The organism is Paenibacillus sp. FSL R7-0216, assembly GCF_037969915.1.
Lineage (GTDB): Bacteria > Bacillota > Bacilli > Paenibacillales > Paenibacillaceae > Fontibacillus > Fontibacillus rhizolycopersici.
The window spans coordinates 667,853-690,102 of sequence record NZ_CP150222.1 but is presented as its reverse complement, the minus strand read 5'-3'; the positions used below and the strand labels follow the sequence as shown (position 1 = coordinate 690,102).

Sequence of the window (22,250 nt, the reverse complement as noted above, 5' to 3'; positions counted from 1 at the left end):
CATAGACTCCTCCTGCGATTATGTATTGATTTCGGCGACAGTAACTTGATCCACTTCCAGCATCAATTCTACCCATCTTTGCAAATGCTCGGCTTCCCCTGCGAAGGCAATCAGCCAGGTCACGGATTCAATGGATTCATGAGTTCCCTCCGGATCCACGAGATCCGGCATTCGGGCAAGTACCCGCTCATAGGCGTTCAGCTTTGCGTCGATCAGCCGGAATCGTGCCAGCCTCTGCGCACAATCGGGAAATAAGGTCACGCGAAGGGACAGCAATTTCCGGTCTGCCCGTTTGGCTTCCTCCAGTTCCGCCGGAGATACAAGACGGTTCCAGGACCCATTATCCATGCCCATCCTCCCCCCCTTGTAACCGCGACATTTACATGATCGAGTAAATGTTCAACATCTCATCGGACAGCTGCATTAACGCATCGACAATCTCCGGGTCGAACTGGGTTTCACGATGACGGAGCAGCTCCTGCTTGGCTTCAGCCATCGTTAGCTTCCGCTCCCGGTAATGCCGATCCGATGTCATGGAATCAAAAGCGTCGACAACCCCGCAAATTCTCGCATTATAGGGGATTTCCTCCCCTTGCAGCCTGTCCGGATATCCGGCTCCGTCCCAACGCTCATGATGCCACCGGACGATATCCGCGATACCTGGGCCAAACGCCGGATCCGCTTCGACGAGTTCCGCCCCGATGACCGGGTGCAGCTTAATGATCTTCCACTGCGCTTTCGTAAGCGGCTCCCGCTGTTCGATGATCGCACGAGGAATCATCGTTTTGCCGATATCATGCATAAAACATCCGCGGACCAGCATGTCCTTCTCCGCCCCGCGAATCTCAAGCGGTTCGGCGATCTTCTCTGCCAGCATGGCTACTCGAATACTATGATGATAGGTTTCTGGATGTTTGCGCACGAGCAGGTTAAACCACTTCACTGCATCTGGGCTATTGTCCATATACAGTTCGTCAATGAACTCATTAAAAACAGTCAACCGTTCTGCCCCCTAAAACCTGTGTCTTCATTTGCCTTTCCCGTTCTGGATTCGCACTTTCCTTCCTTCCCTGAAGAAAAAAAGAACTTTTCCTAAAATCCAGTTAAATTTTTATGCTTTTTACCCGATGATGAATCAGAGCAAACGGATGAAAAACAGATCATGTCGTACAATAACAATTATGCGACAAATCTAAGTAAAAAATGGTCAAAATTTGGCAAGGTTTGTAATTAACTCTTGTTACATTATAGGACAAAAGGGCGATTTTTGCATTATTTTCAGCAAAAAAATAGACAAAAAGCACTAAAATTTTTGAGAGAACTACATAAATTCCATCAAGCAGTCCTGCACGTAGTCGGGGGCGGCTTTTTTCATTTGCTCGACGGTGTGTAAGTAACGTTGGGTCGTGTTGATATGAGCGTGCCCCAAGGTTTCTTGAACCTGCTGCAGCGAGGCGCCCTGAAGTAAGGCCAAAGTCGCGTTGGTATGCCTTAACCAGTGGGGTGTCGGTTGCTTCTGGATCCCGCTTGTGGTCCCCGCTTGTTTGATGATCCGTTCGATTTGCCGCGGCGTTATCGCAAACAATACCAGTTCCGGGTCCGGTTCAGGGGAACCCGCCAATTTTCGCGCATGCTCCTGATACATCCTCCAAAGGTCATGCGGAATCTTGACCTCGCGCGTTTTTCCGCGCTTTGCGTGAGAGACGGTCAACCACACGGACGTTTCTAGCAAATCAGCGTTAAAATCCTTCCATTTGATTCCGCACAACTCGGATACACGAAGCCCTAACAGCACCAACGAAAGACCGATCAGATAATTTCGCAGGCTTTGACGCCGCAATGTTTCCAGCAGCTTGCCGACTTCATTGCGTGTGAGATAATGCCTGCGGCTCGTAACGACAATCGCAGGGATGCGAATATTTTGTGCCGGGTTATGATCAAAAAGACCGATACCGCGGTCGCTCCCCCATTTGTAAAACGACTTCAACGGCGCGATAAATGCAGCCACGCTGGCCGGAGCAAGCGGTTTTTGGGCATCTCGGTAGAATCCTTTCGTCAGGTAGATTTTATACGCTTCGATTTCCCTCCAGGACACCTCTCGAAACGGGACCCCTGAAAGGAATTGCCTAAATTGCTCCAGCGCCCGATAATAGTTTCTGCGGGTATTTGGCGCTTTGGCGCACGCGGTCAGGAACATCTGAATGATTTGCTCATCCTGATATTCCTGTGCGGATGATAAATGAAAGGGATATTGTTGGGCTACAGCCGACAAATAGTTAATTGCCATATTTTGTAGTGGACCTCCTGTTGACGTAATTTTTGTCGCATAATTGTTATTGTACGACATGTCTGCTCGGCTGTAATAAAAAACCATTTACAGAGGGTCCGCTCCCCTTGCAAAAAAAGGTATAAAAGCCGCAGAAATCGCTGAACTGCATACCCAAAAAACAGGTATAATAAAGACATGCTGGTAACCTGTTTCTGGAAAGGGTCTGGTGAGATGTCCTGCGTTCTTCATGGTTTACCGTTGGAAACTCAAATTCCGTTGATCGACGCCCATATTCATTTGGACCTTTACGACGAGGTCACCCGGGAACGTCTGCTGCAGGAACTGCCGGGATGCGGGGTTGAATCCGTAATTGCCGTTTCGATGCATCTGGCCTCTTGCAAGCTGAACAGCGCTTTGGCGGAGCGCCATCCGAACCTGGTACGCCCGGCGTTTGGATTTCACCCTGAACAGCCAATTCCCGCGAATCGGGAAATCGATCTGCTACTGGATTGGATCAAGCGACATGCCGGGGAGATGATTGCGGTAGGCGAAGTCGGGCTCCCTTATTATGCTAGGCAGGAGGCGCTGGAACAAGGAAACCCGTTTGAGCTTGAGCCCTACGTGGATTTACTGGAGAAATTTCTAGTTCTAGCCAAGGAGACGGGTAAACCGGTCGTGCTGCATGCGGTATACGAGGATGCCGACCTTGCCTGCGACCTGCTGGATCGGCATGGTATCACCAAGGCTCACTTCCACTGGTTCAAAGGCGCGGAATCGACGGTCCAACGCATGGCTGAACGGGGCTATTTTATTTCGTTTACGCCGGATATCGTCTATGAAATGGAAATTCAGGAGTTGGCCCGACGCTATCCGCCCGAGCAGGTTATGGCCGAAACCGATGGCCCTTGGCCATTTGAGGGGCCGTTTGCGGGTCAGATCACCCATCCGCGTATGACCAGTCACGTCGCCATGGCTTGGGCGAATCTCCAGGGCATTCCCTCGGAAGAGGCTGCAAAGACGTTGTATCGGAACACGCGGCGTTTTTACGGATTGTGAAGGAAACGACGCTTAAAACAAAAGCTGTCCCCCAGGTCACCACAACCTGGACGGACAGCTTCTTTGCTGTTATTTCAATTCAAAACCGCGTTCGGCCAAAAATTCACGCATATGAAGGCGCGCCGGTTGAGCCAACTTCTCGGCCATCAGTTCAGACCAAGCCGTATCCTTCGCCCCGCCGGTCCGTTCGCGCAGATACTTCGACATCACCTCGTCGTAGGCGGCCACTTGTTCATCCTGACCGGCGGTGTCATAGCCGTTCCAATGCAGCACGGCCGGCAATGGAAGACGCGGCCGTAAACCCGGCTCCTGATCCGGGTAACCCAGACACATCCCGAAGACGGGATACGCCAAATACGGTAAACCAAGGAGCTCGGCCACTTCTTCGCTTCGGTTGCGGATACCGCCGATGTACACGATGCCAAGCCCCAGCGATTCCGCAGCTACCGCAGCATTTTGCGCCGCCAGCGCCACATCGACTGTAGCTACGATGAAGTTCTCCGTCGTGTCTTCGTAAGTTTTTTGCGATGGAATATGCCGCTCTGCTGCCCTTTTTAACCTGGACAGATCCGCGCACCAGACTAGAAACACGGGGCACTCCGCCACATAGGACTGTTGCCCGCAAAGCTCTGCCAGCTTGACTCTTCGACCCGCGTCCGTCACCGCGATTACGCTATAAGCCTGCACATTGCTCGAACTGGAGGCCATTTGCCCCGCGGACACGATTTGCTCCACCAGTTCTTTGCCCACCGGGCGATCGCTGTATTTGCGAATCGAACGATGCTCCATCAATCTGGATATCGTCTCGTTCATCTTCCACACTCCTGTTCCCTGCATGATGTTAGTCCCATTATGGAACTTTCCTCCACCGGAAGCAAGGCGACCACTCGATCACTAGCCCTGATTCATCAACCGCTTCTCCCAAAGCCCCACTACAATTTACCGACAGCAACCCCCGTGTACAGCATATAAATCGCCATTCCCCATACGATCAGTGCTGACACCCGATTGATCCCCCGCAGCATCGCGCCTCCCCGATCCAGGCTTCCAATGGTTTTCCCCGCCATCGCCAAGCCGAAGAACCATATCCACGATACCAGAATCGTAGCTAGTGTGAACGCCCATTTCGCGCCGCCCGCATATCCCAGCGAGCTTGTCCCAATCACGCCGATCGTATCCAGAATCGCATGCGGGTTCAAAAACGTCACCGATAAAGCGAACACCGCCTGCTTCTTGGCAGGCAACCCGGATGGCCCGGCGGAAGCCGGCGCGGAGGCGTCCCGCCAGATCGTCCAGCCGATAGACATCATAAAGACAGCCCCCGCCGCAAACAACGCGATCTTCAGCCAAGTCCAGGACAAGACCAGCACCGTTACCCCCAATACCGCCAGCAAAATCAGGATCGTATCCCCCACAGCAGCAGTCAGCACGGCCGGCAAAGCCCTGCGCAGTTTACGGCTGGCGGCCCCCTGGTTAAACACGAACACGTTCTGCACGCCTAACGGCAAAATGAGGCCAAACGCCAACAAAAAACCATGGATCACTGCACCCAGCATGCTCTCTCCCCCTTCCATCTCTATGCGACTAATTGTACCCGTCCATTCCCCATTTGGCTCCATCCATTTGGATGGAATTCAAACCAACCAAACGATATAATAGGGGAAAATAACGTCGTTCACGCGAGAAAGCGGCAATCTGCAAAAAGGGGGTTATCCAACATGAACCATTCGACTTGGCGTCCCAGCCGAAGTTCACCCTTCCCGCTCCATCGCCAAATCATGGAGCATCTGCGCGACCTGATCGCCGGCGGCGAATGGCCGGTTGGGACGCGTATCCCGTCCCAGCGAGAGCTTGCCGCGCGTTATGGCGTCAACCGCAGCACAGTGGTCGCTGCGCTGGATGAGCTGATCGCCGCCGGCTTGCTTCAGGGCGACCGCGGCGGCGGCACCCGCGTCGTCAATCGGACCTGGGGCGTGCTGACTGCTTCACCGCCGCCGGACTGGAACGAGTACGTCCGCGCCGGCGTGCAGCACCCCAATCTGCCGGCGGTGCAGGAGATTAACCAGGCCGAGTTCCGTCCGGGCATCCTGCGGCTTGGTACCGGTGAGATGGGGCCGGATCTGCTGCCGCAAACCGAGATGGCCGAGCTGTTGGGGCGAATGGCCCTACGTCCCCCAAACCTCGGCTATGGCGAGCCGAACGGGGATCTACGGCTGCGGGAAGCGATAGCCTCTCGGTTGAACCGGCTGGGCATCGCCGTATCGCCGTCCTCGCTGCTGATCGTCTCCGGTGCCTTGCAGGCGTTGCAACTCATAGCCGTCGGGTTGCTTCACCGGGGTTCGACGGTATTAACCGAACGGCCGTCTTACCTGTATTCGGTCCCCGTATTTCAGAGCGCCGGGATGAAGCTGCGAGGCGTGCCGATGGATGAACAAGGACTTCGCGCCGACTTGGTTTCTGTGTACGCCAAGCAATATTCAGGCGCGTTGTTATATACCATTCCGACTTTCCACAATCCAAGCGGAACGGTGATGAGCGAAGCCCGACGGAATCAACTGCTGGAGGTTTGCGAAGCGGCCCGCCTTCCCGTCGTCGAGGATGATGTCTACCGCGAGTTATGGCTGGACGAACCGCCGCCGCTTCCTTTGAAGGCGAAGGACGCCAGCGGCAGCGTGCTCTATCTTGGCAGCTTGTCCAAATCGCTGAGCCCCGGGCTGCGTATCGGCTGGATTGCCGGCCCTCAGCCCGTGATCGAACGGCTCGCCGACATCAAGATGCAAAGCGATTACGGCTCCAGCGCCCTTTCGCAGCAGGTCGCGGCGGAATGGCTGGAGAGCGGCCTGTACGACCGCCATCTCGAGCGGTTAAGATCTGCGCTCCGTCTGCGGCGCGAGGCGGCGCTCGACGCTTTAGGGCGGCATTTTCACGATATCGCGGAGTGGGAAGCTCCGCGGGGAGGCTTTTACATATGGTTGAACCTTCATGGATCCCCCTCCCCGCGCAAAGTGTTTGATGCCGCGCTGAAGGCCGGCCTTCTCATCAACCCAGGACACTTGTATGACCGCGAAGCGGAAGGCCGCTTGCGCCTTTCCTACGCGTATGCCACAGCCGATGAGTTAACAGACGGTATCGCCCGCCTTAGTGAGATCGTTCGCGCTTTGGAGTAAACCAATCAGGAAACTATTTACCGTTCGGAAGCGTCTACTATGTAACGAAGGAGGAATCTACATGCGTTTGCGAAAGGGGCTGCGGGGCTGCCTATTCTGCCTGGCCGCAGTGACCGTGTTGATCATGGCAGTCGCCTGCTCTCCTAGCAGCGAAGGAAACAAAACAACGGCTCCGCCGACAGTCGAACTGCCCGTTTCGGAGCAAGGCCCACCATCTGGCGAAACCGGAGAATCAGGAACGGGAACGGATAGCGGTAATCTATCGGACGCAGAGGACGAGGAAGAAACCGCAACCGGGGACGAGGAATCTGAGACGTCAGCCGAGAACATGAATGGATCGGCCGGACAACTCTATGCCATCACGTTTGAAGCGATGATGGAACTGGACGAAGGGTTGAACCATGAGATGAACTATATCGCCGTCGACCTGAGCGAGATGACTCAACTAACGGAAGACGACAAAACCTATATCATTGAATATTTGCAAGACTTCGGCACCGAAATCCGTGACCGGACGTTGGATCAGTTGATGGAGGAAGAAAATCCGGAACAGAGCAGTCCTTCCTTGAAAGGCGTGCTGCTGCGCGTCGACAAGGTCGAGATTAACGAGGACTCCGCCCAAATTGAGGGTTCCAAATACCGCTCCGGCACCGGCGCCGTCGGCGCCAAGATTACCTTGAAGCTTGAGGAAGGCGCTTGGAAGCTGTCCGGATCCGAGATGACCTGGATTAGTTGAGAAGGGGGCCGGGGCCGGACGCGAGAGCAGAGGCAGGCACGTGGAGAGCGGCGTGCAAGTCGAATGCGGCGAAGTTGCTGCGGACCACCGTTACCGTTTGGGATTACCAGTGACCAAGTACACTTCCGTTCCACCCCGAGTCCTCATCCAAAAAATGTTGCATTTTATACAACATTTCTTGGTGTTGTCGCCACTCTGAGCATAAATGTTGCTAAAAGCACAGCATTCTAGCCCGTTATCTCCAGCAACTCGATTTCGTCTCCACTTGCCCGCCCCCACAACCAGCTTGGTAGCCTCTATTCCCCCTCCCACCAAAACCACGAGTTAGTCAGAAATACGCTCCCCCTATCCTCTCCTAGCACTTTACGCACTTACGCATCTTCTCCGCCCATTCGCTCTCTCTAACACCAGCTCACTTCCTCACGATCCACGCACGTATACTCTCTCTACTTCTACCTCAAACACTTAACCAGCTTCTACTCCACATCCATTCCATCAAACGCCCTACGCACCTCTCCACCTCTCCCTCTCTCTCCGGACCCCTTTGGATGCCCCTCCAACTTGTCAAGTAACTTTGACTTCATCCACCTATTTACAATATATTGCAAAAGTGATATCATATCAGTATCAATTCAATATGCAGCTGAAGGAGTGTCATTCATGATGAAAGAAAAAGAGATTTCGTACCTGAACGGTTTTGTCGCCCTGCTGTTCATTTTGGGATTTGCCGCGTTGGGGACTTACCTTATTACGCTGAACGAGGTTTTACCGATTGCGGGCGGAGTGCTCTCCTGCGTTATCGCTCTCGTGCTTTTGACCGGTCTCACGACCGTGCAACCGAATCAATCGGCAGTGGTCACCTTCTTCGGCCGTTATCTTGGCGTCATCCGGAAGAACGGTTTCTATCTGGCGATTCCATTTTCGACCCGCAAGAAAGTGTCGCTGCGCGTTCGCAACTTCAACAGCGCCAAGCTGAAAGTCAACGATGTCAACGGGAACCCGATTGAAATCGCTACTGTCGTTGTGTTCTCGGTCGTCGACTCCGCCAAGGCGCTGTTTGAAGTGGACGAATACGAAACCTTCGTCGAAATCCAAAGTGAAGCCGCGCTGCGACATGTTGCCAGCAAATATCCGTACGACCAGTTGGATGACGTCGGATTCTCCCTCCGTGCCAATACGGAAGAGATTGCACTGGAGCTGACCGGCGAATTGCAAAACCGTCTGGCCATCGCCGGGGTTAAAATCATCGAGTCGCGTCTGACGCACCTGGCCTATTCGACCGAGATCGCCAGCGCAATGCTGCAGCGTCAGCAAGCCGAAGCCATCATCGCAGCCCGCGAGAAAATCGTCGACGGTGCCGTCACCATGGTGCAAATGGCCATCGAACGGCTGCAAGCCGGCCAGGTTGTCGAGCTGGACGACGAACGCAAAGCCGCGATGATCAACAACCTGCTCGTCGCCGTCGTATCCGACCGTTCCGCCCAGCCGGTCATCAACGCCAGCACGTTGTACTGATTAGGGGCATCCATTCACGATGGCCAGCAAAAAGAGCTTCCCACTTCGCCTTGACCCGACTCTCTATCAGGCTTTGGAACGCTGGGCAGCGGACGAATTCCGAAGCGTGAATGGTCATATCGAATACCTGCTGCGAGAAGCTTTGCGCCGCGAGGGAAGACTGCCTTCCACCCGGGCGCCGGGCAAGGAGGAGGAGAAGCATGACACAGACGAAAGAAATCCGTAAGCCGTGGTGGGAATCCAAGTCGACAGCCCTGCTGAAGGAGTATGCCAAAACCTCCGGGAGTGCTTACACCGCTGGGAAGTTCAGTGGCTGGAGATACAAGAGCCAGCATGTGCGCGTGCCACTCCCCCGCAGCTTCGGCAGCTGCGAGGTGGCGATCACCGATCCGAGTAACGACTCATCCGGTAATGAGTACGTTATCTCCGTGAAATACATTTACCGGCCGCGCCGCAAGCTGGAGTTTGTTTTATTTTCAGCCAAACGTCATCTCTTAGCTTGGTTAACCGGAGGACTCCGGGAAACGCCGCTCCCGAACTCCGCCATGAACAAGCGGTTTCAGGCCAAGGCTTCCCATCCCAGTCTGCTCCGGTCGGCATTGAAGCATGAGGGGCTTGAGGAGCTCCTAGACCTTCATCCCAACGTGCATTTTCGATTACGGATCAAGAGCGGACGCGCCACGTTAACCTGCACGGAGAAGTTCAAAAAGCCCGACGTGCCTGCCATCGCGGCTTCCGTCGAGCTGATGAAGAAAATGATCTTCGCCTTGGAGGAACAAGGAATCGTCGGCGATTCGCAACCCCACTCTCGCAAATAAGACAAAAAAACAAGCCTTCACGGCGCAAGGCCGGGATCAACCCGGAAACCTGCTCCTGAAGGCTTGTTTTGTTCTGTTACAGCTTCACCCGCTGCAAGCGGAGCGCGTTCAGCACCACCGAGACCGAGCTGAGCGCCATCGCCGCACCGGCCAGCCACGGAGCTAGGAAACCGGCTGCCGCCACCGGGATGCCGATCGTGTTGTACGCGAGCGCCCAGAACAGGTTCTGCTTGATGTTACCCATCGTGCGCTTGCTCATCGCGATTGCGTCCGGTACGCCTTCCAGGTCGCCGCGCATCAGCGTCACGTCGGCAGCCTCCATGGCCACGTCGGTGCCCGTGCCGATAGCGATGCCTACGTCGGCTACGGCCAGCGCCGGGGCGTCATTGATGCCGTCGCCAACCATCGCCGTCTTCAGGCCGCGGGCCTGCAGCTTTTTCACTTCGTCGGCTTTGCCTTCCGGCAGCACCTCGGCCAGCACCTCGTCGATCCCGACCTCGGCGGCGATCGCCTTAGCGGTGCGCTCGTTGTCGCCGGTGATCATGACCACGTGAAGTCCCATCTCCTTCAGCCGCGCCACCGCGGCTTTGGACGTCTCCTTCACGGTGTCGCTCACGGCGACCATGCCGGCGTAGACGCCGTCCACCGCCACGAGCAGCACGGTCTGGCCGGCCGCTTCCAGCGCGGCCATGCCGGTCTCCGCGGCGGCGACGTCGACGCCTTCACGCGCCATCAGGCGGCGCGTGCCGGCGAGCACCCGGCGGTCTTCCACGACCGCCGCAATCCCGTGCCCGGGCACCGCTTCAAAAGCGGTTGCCTCGGGCAGCTCCAGGGCGCGCGCCCGCGCCCCGGCCACCAGAGCATCCGCCAGCGGATGCTCGGAGCCGCGCTCGGCGGCGCCGACGAGCCGGAGCAATGCCGCGTCGTCCCAGCCCCCGGCCGGGACGACTTCCCGCAGCTCCGGCTGCCCTCGCGTGATCGTACCGGTCTTATCCAGCACGATCGCCTGCAGCCCCTGGGCGGCCTCGAGATGCTCGCCGCCCTTAAACAAGATGCCGTACTCCGCGGCCCGTCCGGACCCGGCCATAATCGACGTTGGCGTCGCCAGCCCCAGCGCGCAAGGGCACGCGATGACCAGCACAGCGATCGCCTTTTCCAGCGCCTCGGCAAAGCTGCCCGGCGCCACGAAGAAGAACCACACCAAAAACGTGACCACAGCAATCCCAACCACAATCGGAACGAAGATCCCGGAGATGACGTCGGCCACCCGCTGAATCGGCGCCTTTGAGCCTTGCGCCTCTTCAACGACGCGGATGATTTGCGCCAGCGCAGTTTCACTGCCAACCTTGGCAGCCTGAACGCGCAGCATGCCATGTTTGTTGACGGTCGCGCCAATGACCGCGTCGCCTTCCTTCTTCTCTACCGGGATGCTCTCCCCGGTCAGCATCGATTCATCCACCGACGAAGCGCCGCCGACCACCAAACCGTCGACCGGGATCTTCTCGCCCGGCTTCACAATCAGTACGTCACCCGGTACAACCGCTTCGATTAGCACCTCGGTTTCGACGCCATCCTTAAGGACGAGCGCCGTTTTCGCCTGAAGCCCCATCAGCGTTTTGATCGCCTGGGAGGAGCGGCCTTTGGCCAACGCCTCAAACCACTTGCCAAGCAGGATCAGCGTAATCAGGATCGAACTCGTTTCATAATACAGCTGGGGGGTATGCCCGTGCGGCATCGATAACGAATCCAAGCTCAAATACAAACTATAGAAATACGCCGCCGACGTTCCCAGCGCGACCAGAACGTCCATGTTCGCACTTCGGTTGCGCAGCGCCTTGTAAGCTCCGACGTAGAATCCGCGCCCGATGACGAACTGCACCGGCGTCGCCAGTACGAGTTGAAACCATGGGTTCATGAACAGCTCCGGCGTCCAGATCCACGAGGTGAAGGAGAAATGCCCGGCCATCGCCCACAGCAGCGGAAAGGCAAGTACCGCCGAGACGATCAGCTTATTTCGCTGTTTGCGGACTTCCCGCGTACGGATATCCTCGGACTCCTGTTCGGACGGCTTCAATACCGCACCGTAGCCTAACTGGCTCACTTTCTCAATGATCTGGTCCAGCGAGACTTGAGTCGGCTCAAACCGCACCTGCGCAGTTTCCAGAGCCAGATTGACGTTAGCCTGCTCGACTCCAGGTAATCGGTTTAGTCCTTTCTCGATCCGGGCGGCGCAAGCCGCGCAGGTCATTCCGGTAATTTGCAGCGTCGTTTGATTCGGATCCCCGCTGCCGATGGGCAATGCATTTTCCATGACCATTCCTCCATATCAATACCGATAATAAGTACCCCTGGGGGGTATATAAGAGGCGAACGAAATTTTCGCCTTCCGGAACCGCCGCATCCCGGGCCTGAGGCGCAAGGGGAATGCCGCACCCCAGTCCCACGATCCGCCGCAGCGGATTAAACGACGTCGTAACCTTGATCCTCAATTGCTTCTTTAATTTGCTCTACCGTCACTTTCGTTTCATCGAAAGTGACATCTACTTTCTTAGAGGCCAGATCGACTTTCCCTGTAGCACCAAGCCCGGCTACCGCCCCTTCTACCGACTTCACGCAATGATTGCAGGACATGCCTTCCACGTTTAACGTAATATTTTGCATCGCAAATTCCTCCTAGAGTATAAAAAATGGCTTAACCTTGCAGCGTACCCCCCTGGGGTTCCGCTGTTATTTCATGAGCTTGTTGACCGTGACCAGCAGTTCGTCGAGCACTTCAGTCTCGCCGGCTTGAATCCGCTCGATCACACAGCTCTTCATGTGTCCCTCCAGCAGCAGCCGACCCACGCTGTTTAGCGCGGACTGCACGGCGGCGATCTGGTTCAGCACATCGTCACAGTAAGTATCTCTCTCGATCAGCCCTTTGATACCGCGGATTTGCCCTTCAATCCGGTTCAAACGACTGGTCAGGTTGCTCTTCATCGCTTCGGAATGGTGGCTGTGTCGTACCAGCTTGCCATTCTCCATTACGTGTTGTCCCTCGCAATGCCCCTCACAGGACGCGGACGACGGATGTTCATGCCCCTCAATCTTCGCCATACGGCTCTCCTTTCCAAACCAGCGTGGTTTGCTGTGGTAAGCTCATTATAATATACCCCCATGGGGTATGTAAAGAGGTGATTTTTATTTTTCGCAATACGAATTGCACAGTGCTCTATCCTACGAATAGATTCTCATTTACACTAGATGTTGGGTTTACTTATCCCAGGTAAGCTGCAACTCCCAAGAAAGCTGGTGCCTACCTAAATATGAACCGTCTGTTAAAACCATTGCCGCTTCTACTAATGATGTCCCTGCTCTGTGTTCTTGGAGCCTTCTTGGCTCCGGTAACCGAGAAATTGTTCTCCCTTCTGCTTGATATCCTTCTGGCTTTCTTATTCGCCATCTTCGTTCACGAGTCTGGACACCTGCTCGTTGGACTCTCCTTTGGGTTAAAGCCGGAAGAGATGATCGTTGGTCCGTTTCGGCTCCTCTTTACCGGACGTACCCTCTCTTTCCAACCCAACAAGAACTGGCAGCGCTTTGGCGGGACGATGCGCTTCTCGCCTTGCTCTACAAAGCTGACAGAGATCGCCCGCAAGTGGTCCTGGATGGCCTTGGGAGGTCCTGCATTCAGTTTACTTACCGCTCTGCTTATTCTGGTCATCCACCGCTCATCACATCCATTAACAGAGCTGTTCATAGGGTTCAGCTTTGCGCTTGGTGCGGCTACGCTCGTCCCTCTAACCAATGGGGTTAACCCTTCTGACGGCAAGCTCTTTATGCTCCTGCGCCAGCGATCGGCAAGGGCCGAACGATTGATGGCCGGGGTGATTTTGCAAAAAAGCTACTTATCCGAAAAGCGACCATGCGAATGGAATTCCGAAGTCATCGCCTCGGCAGCCCGGCTGCTAAATGATTTATCGGAACGTTCACCCGAGCAACTAGCCGAGGAAGCTGAGCTCCGAATGTATTTGTACCTCCACTTTGCCGACACGGGACAACCGGAGGACGCACTAACCTATATTCGGCCGATTAGTCAGTCAAATCATCCCATTGCGTCCATCCCGGTTACCCGCCTCATGATCGACAGCCTATATGCCTGCCACCTACTATTGAACCCTTCTGGCTTTCATATCCAGGGGAATGCCCAAGCGATAGTTGAAGCGATGCCAGACAAGGAGCCCTACAGCTACCACAAAGCTTGGGCGGCGCTGATGTCCTTACAAGGGGAAAACGAAAAGGCGGCGAAGCATTTATCCCAAGCTCGAAGCCTGTTGGAGCGATGGTTCAAACCCTTTGGCACCTATCATTTTGAACAAGCGATCCTATCTCGTATCGAAAGACTGTCTTATCCACCACCTAGCGACCAAACCAACGTCAAAAAACCCGCTGCCACGAATACGTGACAACGGGTTTCTTTTCAGATAACCGACTATGCTCTTACTGATAACCCCAAATCATCGTCAACAAGGTCCCGAATACGGTAACCAGTCCGACGAACAAGGCGTACACAAGGTTGGCATACAATGCGCCTTTGCTGCGGTTCTCACCGATGTGCATGAACAGGAACAGCTGAACCGACATCTGGATGGCCGCGCAGACCAGCAGGATCGACATGCCGACGCCAAACGACATATCCCAGAAAACCACCGACAGCGCTACGGCAGAAAGGATCAGTGAGAACACATATCCCATGACGTGCTGAATCGGGAACAGTTTTTTCATGTCACATCAGTCCTTTCAAGTATACGAAGCTGAAGATGAAGATCCAGACGACATCCAAGAAGTGCCAGTACAGCGAGAAAATAAACGATTTGTTCGCCGTATCATGAGTAAATCCTTCGCGTTTCACCTGAAGCATGAGCCCACTGCCCCACAGCAGACCCATCGTCACGTGGGCGCCGTGGGTGCCTAACAGGACGAACAAGCTCGATAGAAATGCGCTGGTTTGGATCGTTGCACCTTCATGAACATAGGTGACGAACTCGGTAATTTCGATGCCAAGGAACCCAAGGCCAAGCAGCAGCGTGATGGCGAAGAAAGCCATAAACGGTTTTCTTAGCCCCAACCGCATGCTGTGTACCGCCAACCCGCAGGTGAAGCTGCTCGTCAACAATAGGAACGTTTCGCCCAGAACCGGTCCAATTTCGAAAATCTCCGCGCCGCTCGGTCCGTTACCGGTCCGATTCCACAGCGTCAGATAGACCGAGAACAGTGTGGCAAAGAGCACGATTTCCGCACCCAGGAACAGCCAGAACCCGAGTACCCGGTTACTGTTCTCTTCCGTTTGATATTCCAAAGGCAAAGTATGATCTACTTTCATGCGTGTTCACCCCGCAATCCTGCATCCGTATCCATCCGATCGGCTAAAGCCCGCTCGGTTTTGATGATTTCACTGACCGGAATGTGACGCCCATGGTCGCGTTCGAAAGAACGTACCGCCAGCATGACGACAATTCCCAGGCCGGCGATAATCGCCGGTACCCACCAGCTAAAGACCATAAAGAATCCGAAGAACATGAAAATCATGCCGAGGATAAACGGTTGACCACTGTTGTTTGGCATATGAATCTCTTCGATTTTATCCGTGAACAGCGGTTTTCCGCTTTTCTTCGATTCCCAGAACGCATCCAGCGAATCCACTTTCGGTACGATCGCGAAGTTGTATTCCGGAACCGGAGAATGCGTGCTCCATTCCAGCGTACGAGCGTTCCAAGGATCTCCGGTAGTATCCCGTTCCGCATAGCGGAAGCTCCAGTAGATGTTGTAAACCAGAACGATAAACCCGATGGCGAGTCCCACGGCCCCGATCGAAGCGATCAAGTTCAGCGGACCGAAGCCCGTGCTTTCCGAATAGGTGTACATCCGCCGAGTCATCCCCTTCAAGCCGAGGAAGAACAACGGCAAGAACGTGACGTTAAAGCTAATGGCGATAATCCAGAAGGCCAGCTTGCCCTGGCGGTCGTTCAGTCGGAAGCCGAACAGTTTCGGGAACCAGTAATAGAACCCGGCGATGACCGCGAATACCGTCCCCGGAATGAGCACATAGTGGAAATGCGCGACCAGGAACATCGTATTATGATATTGATAGTCGGCGCTCGCCATCGCCAGCATGACCCCCGTCACCCCGCCGATCGTAAAGATCGGAATAAAGGCGAGGGAGTACAGCATCGGCGTCGTAAACTCGATGCGCCCCTTTTGCAGCGTAAATAGCCAGTTGAAAATCTTGACCCCGGTTGGAACGGCAATCGCCATCGTCGTGATCGAGAAGATCCCGTTGACCATCACGCCGTGTCCCATCGTATAGAAGTGGTGCGCCCATACGACAAACGACAGCAGGGAAATGACGACCATGCTCCATACCATGGATTTATAACCATACAGATTTTTGCGCGAGAAGGTCGAAATGACTTCACTGTAAATCCCGAAGGCCGGCAAAATGACGATATAAACCTCCGGATGGCCCCATACCCAGAACAGGTTGGCCCAGAGCATATCCATCCCGCCGTTGGCCATCGTAAAGAACTGCGTGCCGAACAGCCGGTCGAACATCATCAGCGCCAGCGCCACGGTAAGTACCGGGAACGCGAACAAGATGATGACGTTAGTGATGAGCACCGACCAGGTAAACATCGGCATTTTCATCAGCTTCATCCCAGGTGCACGCATCTTCAGAATCGTCACCAGGAAGTTCACTGCGGTCATCAAGGTCCCGATCCCCGCAATCTGGATGGCGATCGAGTAATAGTTGTTACCCACCGTCGGGCTGAACTCGATGCTAGCCAGCGGGAAGTATGCCGTCCATCCGGCATCTGGGGAGCCCCCGATGACGAAGGAGATGTTAAACAACATCGCTCCGGCGAAGAACAACCAGAAGCTGACGGCGTTCAATCGTGGAAACGCAACGTCGCGCGCACCGATTTGCAGCGGAATGACTACGTTCATCAAACCGACAACAAACGGCATCGCCATAAACAGGATCATAATGACCCCGTGTGTCGTAAAAATCTCGTTATAATGCTGCGCGTCCAGCAGTCCGTTCTCCGGAATCGCCAGCTGAGCCCGCATGAGCAGCGCATCTACGCCGCCGCGGAATAACATGATCAATGCTGCAATAATATACATGATGCCGATCCGCTTGTGGTCGACAGTCGTCAACCATTCGCGCCACAGCCAGCCCCATTTTTTAAAATAGGTTAGTCCGATGAGAATCGCCAACGACACGACCACGATACTAACCATCGCGCCGTAAATCATCGGCTCACCTGTGACGAAAAATTCGTCCCATTTCATGTTAAGCTTCTCCCTTCTCGTTGATTAGTTATGAGCTTCGTGATCGCTGGATTCTGTCATGTCCATGTCGGAATGGTCCATCGTAGAATGATCCATTTCGGTCTGTCCGGACTCCTCAACAGCGCCATTCTCGCCGCCATGATTATGGCCGGCATTCTCCCCTTCCGGTGCAGGCCGGAAAGCCAAATGGGTGGAGGTATAAGTTTGGCGGCCGACATGTGCGGTCTCCAGCAATTTGTCAAACTCCGGTTCGGTCAGTTCAGAAGCCGTGTCCTTCACTTCTTTGACCCATTCGTCATATTTAGATGGCGTCATGGCCAACGCTTCGAATTCCATATGCGCGAAGCCCTCACCCGAGAAGTTGGAGTTCTTGCCCATATACGAGCCTTCATGCTCGGCAACGATGTTCAGCGTGTTGACCATGTCGCTCATCGCGTACTTTTGGCCAGCCAGCTGCGGAATCCAGAAGCTCGTAATCGACCCGAACGAATACAGCCGGAACTCAATCGGACGGTTCGTCGGGAAGTTAACGTAGTTAACCGTTTCGATGCCTTCCTCCGGATAGCTGAAATGCCATTTCCAGTTGGACGAGGCCGCATAAATCACAAGCGGTTTTTGATCCTCATAACCTTCAGGCACCTTTTCCACCGCAGAGGTACTGCGCACGGTCACGACCGAAAGAACGGCCACGATAATGATTGGAATCGTAATCCAAGTGATTTCCAGCCATTTGCTGCCTTCGACATGCGGCGGTTCGTAATCCGGAGCCGCTTTAGAGGCGCGATATTTCGTTAGCATGTAAATGTACAGCGTGTAAACGACCAGCAAAATAAACGCCATCGTTAAAATAGAAAAAATGATGACTTGCGATTGGGTCTTGGCCACCGGACCTTTCGGATTCAATACCGCCAGCTGGTTGCAACCGGTCAGGAGGACAAGAAGGGCCGAGAATAAAGCGAGCAGCAACCCTTTCCTTTTCATAGGATACCGATACCCCTTTCTTCATTATGAACGCCATCCCCTAGCTTAGAGGATCGCTTCGTTCGATCAGTTACTTTCATGTTAGGAAAGGGGCGGTTGAATAACAATTCATAGAGATTGTTATATCTGTAAATTTATAACAGTGTAAAGTGTGATTTTTGTCCTATACATCGCAGTGAAAGTTGATTGACGGCGATTTTCGGCCATTATCCGTCAAATTTGCCGATTTTGATAATTGTTCACAATGCGCCTCTCCCTCGTCAGAGTTCGCAGAATTGTCATATAAAATCCGTTATTTGTGATCTTGTTCACAATATAAACTCTGGAGACTTGCTTCGCGTTGCACACTCTTCCCTCTTACGTTAAGGGAATTTACGACATTTTCGTGACATTTTCCGTTTGTAATAATAGAAAAGAGGCTGTCCCAAGCAGCAAACTCACCTGCCCTCGGGACAACCTCTTAACTCATGCTTCAATTCTCTCTCAAGCGGACGGAACAAGAACCGCCCAGCATAAGGCTGAATATTCGACTACAGCAGCTCTTTGCGAAGCTGTTCCGGCGATTTCGGCGACAGCAAGCCAAACGGAATATCGAAGACGGTCTTTGCTCCCGACTGGCCAGCTTGCGACAGCTTGTACGCCGCACGAGCGTAAGCGACCAATACGCTAGCCGTAAATTCCGGATTGCTATCCAACTTCAGGCTAAACTCAATCAGCTGTGTGCTGTTCTCGCCGGTCCGACCGCTGCGCAGCACCATGCCGCCGTGCGGCATCGCGGAGTGGTTCGCCTTAAGTTCTGCATCACTAATAAAATGTACGGTCGTGTCGTAATCCGAGAAGTAGTTCGGCATCGACTTGATCTCTTGCTCAATCTTCGCCAGATCGGCTCCTTCCTCCGCAACCACGAAGCATTCACGCAGATGCTTCTCGCGCGTGGACAGCTCCGGATTTTCACCTTGGCGCACGCGCTCAACCGCCGCTTCCACCGGAATTGTATACTGAACGCCGTTCTTCACGCCCGCCACGCGGCGAATCGCATCGGAATGCCCTTGGCTGACACCTTTGCCCCAGAACGTATAGTCGTTCCCTTCCGGCAGCACGGACTCGGCCAGCAGCCGGTTCAGCGAGAACAAACCCGGATCCCAACCGGTCGAGATGACGCTAACCGTTCCCGCTTTCTCGGCAACCTCGTTCACCTTCGCGAAGTACTCCGGAATTTTCGCATGCGTATCAAAACTATCGACGGTATTGAACATGGCCGCCAATTGCGGCCCTTGCTCTGGCAAGTCCGTAGCCGACCCGCCGCACAAAATCAACACGTCGATGTCGCCCTTATATTTTTCGATCTCGGAGATGTGAACCACGCCGCTCGCCGACGCCACCGCGTCCGGTTGTCTGCGTGAGAAAATCGCTTTCAGCTGGAAATCCGGATTTTGCTTCAACGCCAGCTCCACGCCCCGTCCCAAATTTCCGTAACCTACGATACCTACCCGAATTGTTGCCACTGTATATCCTCCTTCATTATAGTCAATCTCGTCTTATGCTATGGACTAACCCCCATTGTAATTTACCCTTATCACTTTTTAAATAGTTAACATGCAAAGTTAGTCTTTTTGTTTAAAAAATATGTGCTTTTGTGCAAATGACACTGTATTTTTATGCAAATCTTAATTTCGACACTTCACAAATCGGTCACAATTGAGGTGCGATTTCTTTACGATATAGCCCATTCTAGTCATACCCACCCCTTATTAATCATTGTAAAATGTTAATCGTTGTGATGAAATTCATAGACTATTCCGAATAGGAGCTAGATTCGTTTGAAAATTCGGCTGTACAAATGGAGTTTCATGGCGGCGGTAGCTTGCGCTGTCCTCTTTGTTCTGGCTCCGGTTTCCGCTTTTGCCCATGCCTACGTCGTCTCTTCGGACCCGGCGGCCAATGTGATACTGGACACTTCGCCCGCTGAGTTTGTGATCGATTTTAACGAACCTCTCGAGGAAGGGTTTCACGAAATCGCCATCATAGGCCCAAACGGGGATAACGTAGCCGACGGGAAAGCCGAGATCGACCCCAACAAGCCTTCCCGACTGAGCGTCGCTATGCAGCCGGACTTACCAGAGGGATTGTATACGGCCAAATGGAACGTCGTTTCCGGCGACGGCCATGCCATCTCTGGAACGATTCCGTTCCAGATCGGGAAGGAGGCTTCAAACAGCAACCTTCCGATTCACCCCTCTACTGACGGTGGCAACTCCTTCCCGGACTGGAGTCTCGTACTAGTCCGCTGGCTGTTCTATGGAGGTACAGCGGGGTATCTTGGGGCTGTCGTATTTCATGCCTGGCTTCTCCCTCGCCGGTACAACACCTGGTCCGAACGTCTGAGAAGACGTAGCCGAACCGTATGGCTAACTGGCTTTATCGCTTCCACCACCAGTGTCCTGCTTAGTTTGCCTCAGCAAACGGCTAGCGATGCCGGGGGAGGATGGCGGGAAGCGTTCGCCCCCGTTCTTTGGCGTCAAACGCTGGCGTATACGACCTTCGGGGAGATTTGGAAAATTCAGCTTCTGCTGCTTGGAGGATGGCTCTTGTGGACTTTGTTCCTTCTCCGTGCCAGCCGAATGACCCGGCCACGTCTATTTCCGCTGGGCGGTGCGATGGTATTGAGTTTGGGCCTGCTCCTCACCAAGGCCTTCATCGGACATGCAGCCACCGCCGAGGCGCAGGGGATCGCCGTTACGGCGGACTTCCTGCATTTGGCCTCGGCACTGATCTGGCTGGGCGGCGTTGGCGCCTTAGCGTACTTGCTTCCGGTGACAACTCAACACGCCGCTGCAAGCCGTGATCACCCGTCCGTATCGCCTGAGAATCATTTGTATTGGCGTGCGATCCGGCGCTTCTCGATCCTTGCCTTCTTCATGGTCGCCATCCTGTTGGGGACCGGCGTTTATAACAGTCTGTTGCATGTGCCGACCTTATACTCGCTTACGCATACGGCGTATGGCCGCATCCTGTTGGGGAAGATTGCTCTGACACTAATCTGCCTGCTGCTTGGAGGTTTATCCTTCCTGCGTGGACGACGGGCAGAAAAGTCGCTAAACGCCGGCGTATGGTACGAATTTGGAACAGGTTTAGTGGTGCTCATTTTGGCCGCTGTCCTGGCAAATTTACCGACGGCCGCAACAACCCCAGGTCCTGCCAAGCTAACGGAGCGGTTGGATGACGGGACAAAGGTGACGATATACGTTACTCCAAATGTCGTAGGAACCAACCTTTTTCAAGTGTACGTTCACGGGCCAGACGGAAACCTACGCAACGACGTAGAGCAAGTGACGCTTGAGTTGACTTCAAAAGAAATGGATATGGGCAAAACGGAAATCATTTTCCCCGGCGATTCGCCGCCGGAAGCCCGTGAGCTCATGACAATGGGCGGCCGTTGGAACGTTCATGTCCATATTCTGACGAAATCGCTGGATCGCTACGATTACGATACGGAGCTGACGGTAGGAAATCCATAGGAATCACCGATTACCGAACTATCCATTTTTCAATAAAAAGGAGATTTAGCCATGTTCAATCCCACTCGTTTTTTCGGTAAGCGTGTTTGGCATTATGCCGCCGCCCCCGCTATCGCTTGGATTCTGATATTCACCATCTTCACCGGGACAGCCAGCGCACACGTTACCGTTAAACCAAGCCAGTCCACCCCAGGCGCCTGGGAAACTTACAGCCTCAAGGTACCTGTTGAGAAAGACATCCCCACCGTCAAAGTGGCGCTCAAAATCCCGGAAGGCGTTGCCTTTAAACAATACCGCCCGGTACCGGAGTGGTCCGTGGATCTAACGAAGGCGGAAGATGGAACGGTCACTGCCGTCACCTGGACGGCCGAAGGCAACGGGATCAGCGCCGGGGAGTTCCAGCAGTTTGAGTTCGTCGCACAGAACCCAAGCGAGAACGCGGAACTAGCCTGGGACGCCTTCCAGTATTACAGCGATGGCAGCGTGGTGGAATGGACTGGGGCAGAGGGTGACGATCGGCCGCATTCGCTGACGGTCGTAAGCGCCGCGGAGAGCAGCGAACAGGGCGAACATTCTGCCGCCGGGCATGATCACGGCAGCACCAAGGAGGATGCCACGACCAGCAACGTGGAGGCAAGCCCCGCTACCGTCGAAGCTCCCGGTGCCGTCTCCTCAAGCGGCATCAGCTCTTCTGCCGGGACCGTGGCCCTCGTGCTCTCGGCATGCGCTCTGCTTGTTGCACTCGCAGCCTTGTGGGCTGCACTGCGCGCCGGACGCAAACGCAAGACAACCTAACATTCAAAAAAGCAGCGGTTCTCTCGGATACATCGTCGCATCAGAGAGTCCGCTGCTTTTTTT

General features: G+C 54.3%; 22 protein-coding genes. 9 read left to right on the top strand and 13 right to left on the bottom strand.

Annotated elements, in window-relative coordinates:
• Positions 1-18: 18 nt before the first annotated feature.
• From MKZ15_RS02875 to MKZ15_RS02865, 3 genes are all read right to left on the bottom strand, one after another.
• Positions 19-348, bottom strand: coding sequence for a hypothetical protein (locus tag MKZ15_RS02875; RefSeq protein ID WP_155607431.1), 330 nt, complete (start codon positions 346-348; stop codon positions 19-21).
• Between the two features lie 31 nt (positions 349-379).
• The gene (locus tag MKZ15_RS02870; protein WP_155607432.1) at positions 380-1,000 is read right to left on the bottom strand and encodes an HD domain-containing phosphohydrolase; all 621 of its coding nucleotides are present in this window, start codon (positions 998-1,000) and stop codon (positions 380-382) included.
• Positions 1,001-1,321: 321 nt separating this feature from the next.
• A complete protein-coding gene (locus MKZ15_RS02865) occupies positions 1,322-2,287 on the bottom strand; it encodes a tyrosine-type recombinase/integrase (RefSeq protein WP_193416703.1) in 966 nt (321 codons plus the stop codon).
• Positions 2,288-2,500: 213 nt separating this feature from the next.
• On the opposite strand from MKZ15_RS02865, the gene MKZ15_RS02860 reads away from it, so the two are divergent.
• Complete coding sequence (locus MKZ15_RS02860; RefSeq protein WP_339819681.1) at positions 2,501-3,325, top strand: TatD family hydrolase; 825 nt, start codon at positions 2,501-2,503, stop codon at positions 3,323-3,325.
• Between the two features lie 69 nt (positions 3,326-3,394).
• On the opposite strand, the gene nfsA is transcribed toward MKZ15_RS02860, so the two are convergent.
• Positions 3,395-4,138: an oxygen-insensitive NADPH nitroreductase gene (nfsA, locus tag MKZ15_RS02855; RefSeq protein ID WP_339819679.1), complete on the bottom strand. Its 744-nt coding sequence runs from the start codon at positions 4,136-4,138 to the stop codon at positions 3,395-3,397.
• Positions 4,139-4,257: 119 nt separating this feature from the next.
• Complete coding sequence (locus tag MKZ15_RS02850; protein WP_339819676.1) at positions 4,258-4,881, bottom strand: LysE/ArgO family amino acid transporter; 624 nt, start codon at positions 4,879-4,881, stop codon at positions 4,258-4,260.
• Between the two features lie 162 nt (positions 4,882-5,043).
• On the opposite strand from MKZ15_RS02850, the gene MKZ15_RS02845 reads away from it, so the two are divergent.
• The 5 genes from MKZ15_RS02845 to MKZ15_RS02825 all read left to right on the top strand — a co-directional run bounded on the left by MKZ15_RS02845 (position 5,044) and on the right by MKZ15_RS02825 (position 9,561).
• Complete coding sequence (locus MKZ15_RS02845; protein WP_339819673.1) at positions 5,044-6,492, top strand: PLP-dependent aminotransferase family protein; 1,449 nt, start codon at positions 5,044-5,046, stop codon at positions 6,490-6,492.
• Between the two features lie 61 nt (positions 6,493-6,553).
• Complete coding sequence (locus MKZ15_RS02840; RefSeq protein WP_339819670.1) at positions 6,554-7,228, top strand: hypothetical protein; 675 nt, start codon at positions 6,554-6,556, stop codon at positions 7,226-7,228.
• 663 nt (positions 7,229-7,891) lie between these two features.
• Positions 7,892-8,743: an SPFH domain-containing protein gene (locus MKZ15_RS02835; RefSeq protein ID WP_155607505.1), complete on the top strand. Its 852-nt coding sequence runs from the start codon at positions 7,892-7,894 to the stop codon at positions 8,741-8,743.
• Between the two features lie 19 nt (positions 8,744-8,762).
• Complete coding sequence (locus MKZ15_RS02830; protein WP_155607439.1) at positions 8,763-8,969, top strand: toxin-antitoxin system HicB family antitoxin; 207 nt, start codon at positions 8,763-8,765, stop codon at positions 8,967-8,969.
• A complete protein-coding gene (locus MKZ15_RS02825) occupies positions 8,944-9,561 on the top strand; it encodes a hypothetical protein (protein ID WP_339819667.1) in 618 nt (205 codons plus the stop codon). Before MKZ15_RS02830 ends, MKZ15_RS02825 begins: the two co-directional genes overlap by 26 nt.
• 76 nt (positions 9,562-9,637) lie before the next feature.
• Here MKZ15_RS02825 and MKZ15_RS02820 read toward each other — a convergent pair whose 3' ends face one another.
• From MKZ15_RS02820 to MKZ15_RS02810, 3 genes are all read right to left on the bottom strand, one after another.
• Positions 9,638-11,872, bottom strand: a complete 2,235-nt coding sequence (locus MKZ15_RS02820) for a heavy metal translocating P-type ATPase (RefSeq protein WP_155607441.1) — start codon at positions 11,870-11,872, stop codon at positions 9,638-9,640.
• 149 nt (positions 11,873-12,021) lie between these two features.
• Positions 12,022-12,222, bottom strand: coding sequence for a copper chaperone CopZ (gene copZ / locus MKZ15_RS02815; RefSeq protein ID WP_155607442.1), 201 nt, complete (start codon positions 12,220-12,222; stop codon positions 12,022-12,024).
• Between the two features lie 66 nt (positions 12,223-12,288).
• The gene (locus tag MKZ15_RS02810) at positions 12,289-12,585 is read right to left on the bottom strand and encodes a metal-sensitive transcriptional regulator (RefSeq protein ID WP_155607506.1); all 297 of its coding nucleotides are present in this window, start codon (positions 12,583-12,585) and stop codon (positions 12,289-12,291) included.
• A gap of 281 nt (positions 12,586-12,866) precedes the next feature.
• Here MKZ15_RS02810 and MKZ15_RS02805 point away from each other — a divergent pair, with 281 nt between their 5' ends.
• On the top strand, positions 12,867-14,006 hold the full coding sequence (locus tag MKZ15_RS02805) for a site-2 protease family protein (protein WP_339819664.1): 1,140 nt from the start codon (positions 12,867-12,869) through the stop codon (positions 14,004-14,006).
• 34 nt (positions 14,007-14,040) lie between these two features.
• Here the strand turns inward: MKZ15_RS02805 and qoxD are convergent, their stop codons facing one another.
• From qoxD to MKZ15_RS02780, 5 genes are all read right to left on the bottom strand, one after another.
• Positions 14,041-14,325, bottom strand: coding sequence for a cytochrome aa3 quinol oxidase subunit IV (gene qoxD, locus MKZ15_RS02800; RefSeq protein ID WP_155607443.1), 285 nt, complete (start codon positions 14,323-14,325; stop codon positions 14,041-14,043).
• Position 14,326: 1 nt separating this feature from the next.
• Positions 14,327-14,923: a cytochrome aa3 quinol oxidase subunit III gene (gene qoxC / locus MKZ15_RS02795; protein WP_155607444.1), complete on the bottom strand. Its 597-nt coding sequence runs from the start codon at positions 14,921-14,923 to the stop codon at positions 14,327-14,329.
• Positions 14,920-16,893, bottom strand: a complete 1,974-nt coding sequence (qoxB, locus tag MKZ15_RS02790; protein WP_155607445.1) for a cytochrome aa3 quinol oxidase subunit I — start codon at positions 16,891-16,893, stop codon at positions 14,920-14,922. The genes qoxC and qoxB overlap by 4 nt, the downstream gene beginning before the upstream one ends.
• Positions 16,894-16,917: 24 nt before the next feature.
• A complete protein-coding gene (gene qoxA / locus MKZ15_RS02785; RefSeq protein WP_339819661.1) occupies positions 16,918-17,874 on the bottom strand; it encodes a cytochrome aa3 quinol oxidase subunit II in 957 nt (318 codons plus the stop codon).
• Between the two features lie 530 nt (positions 17,875-18,404).
• Positions 18,405-19,379, bottom strand: a complete 975-nt coding sequence (locus MKZ15_RS02780) for a diaminopimelate dehydrogenase (RefSeq protein WP_339819659.1) — start codon at positions 19,377-19,379, stop codon at positions 18,405-18,407.
• A gap of 315 nt (positions 19,380-19,694) precedes the next feature.
• Here MKZ15_RS02780 and MKZ15_RS02775 point away from each other — a divergent pair, with 315 nt between their 5' ends.
• Positions 19,695-21,392, top strand: coding sequence for a copper resistance protein CopC (locus tag MKZ15_RS02775; RefSeq protein ID WP_339819657.1), 1,698 nt, complete (start codon positions 19,695-19,697; stop codon positions 21,390-21,392).
• A gap of 51 nt (positions 21,393-21,443) precedes the next feature.
• Positions 21,444-22,187, top strand: coding sequence for a YcnI family protein (locus MKZ15_RS02770; RefSeq protein ID WP_339819654.1), 744 nt, complete (start codon positions 21,444-21,446; stop codon positions 22,185-22,187).
• Positions 22,188-22,250: the final 63 nt, after the last annotated feature.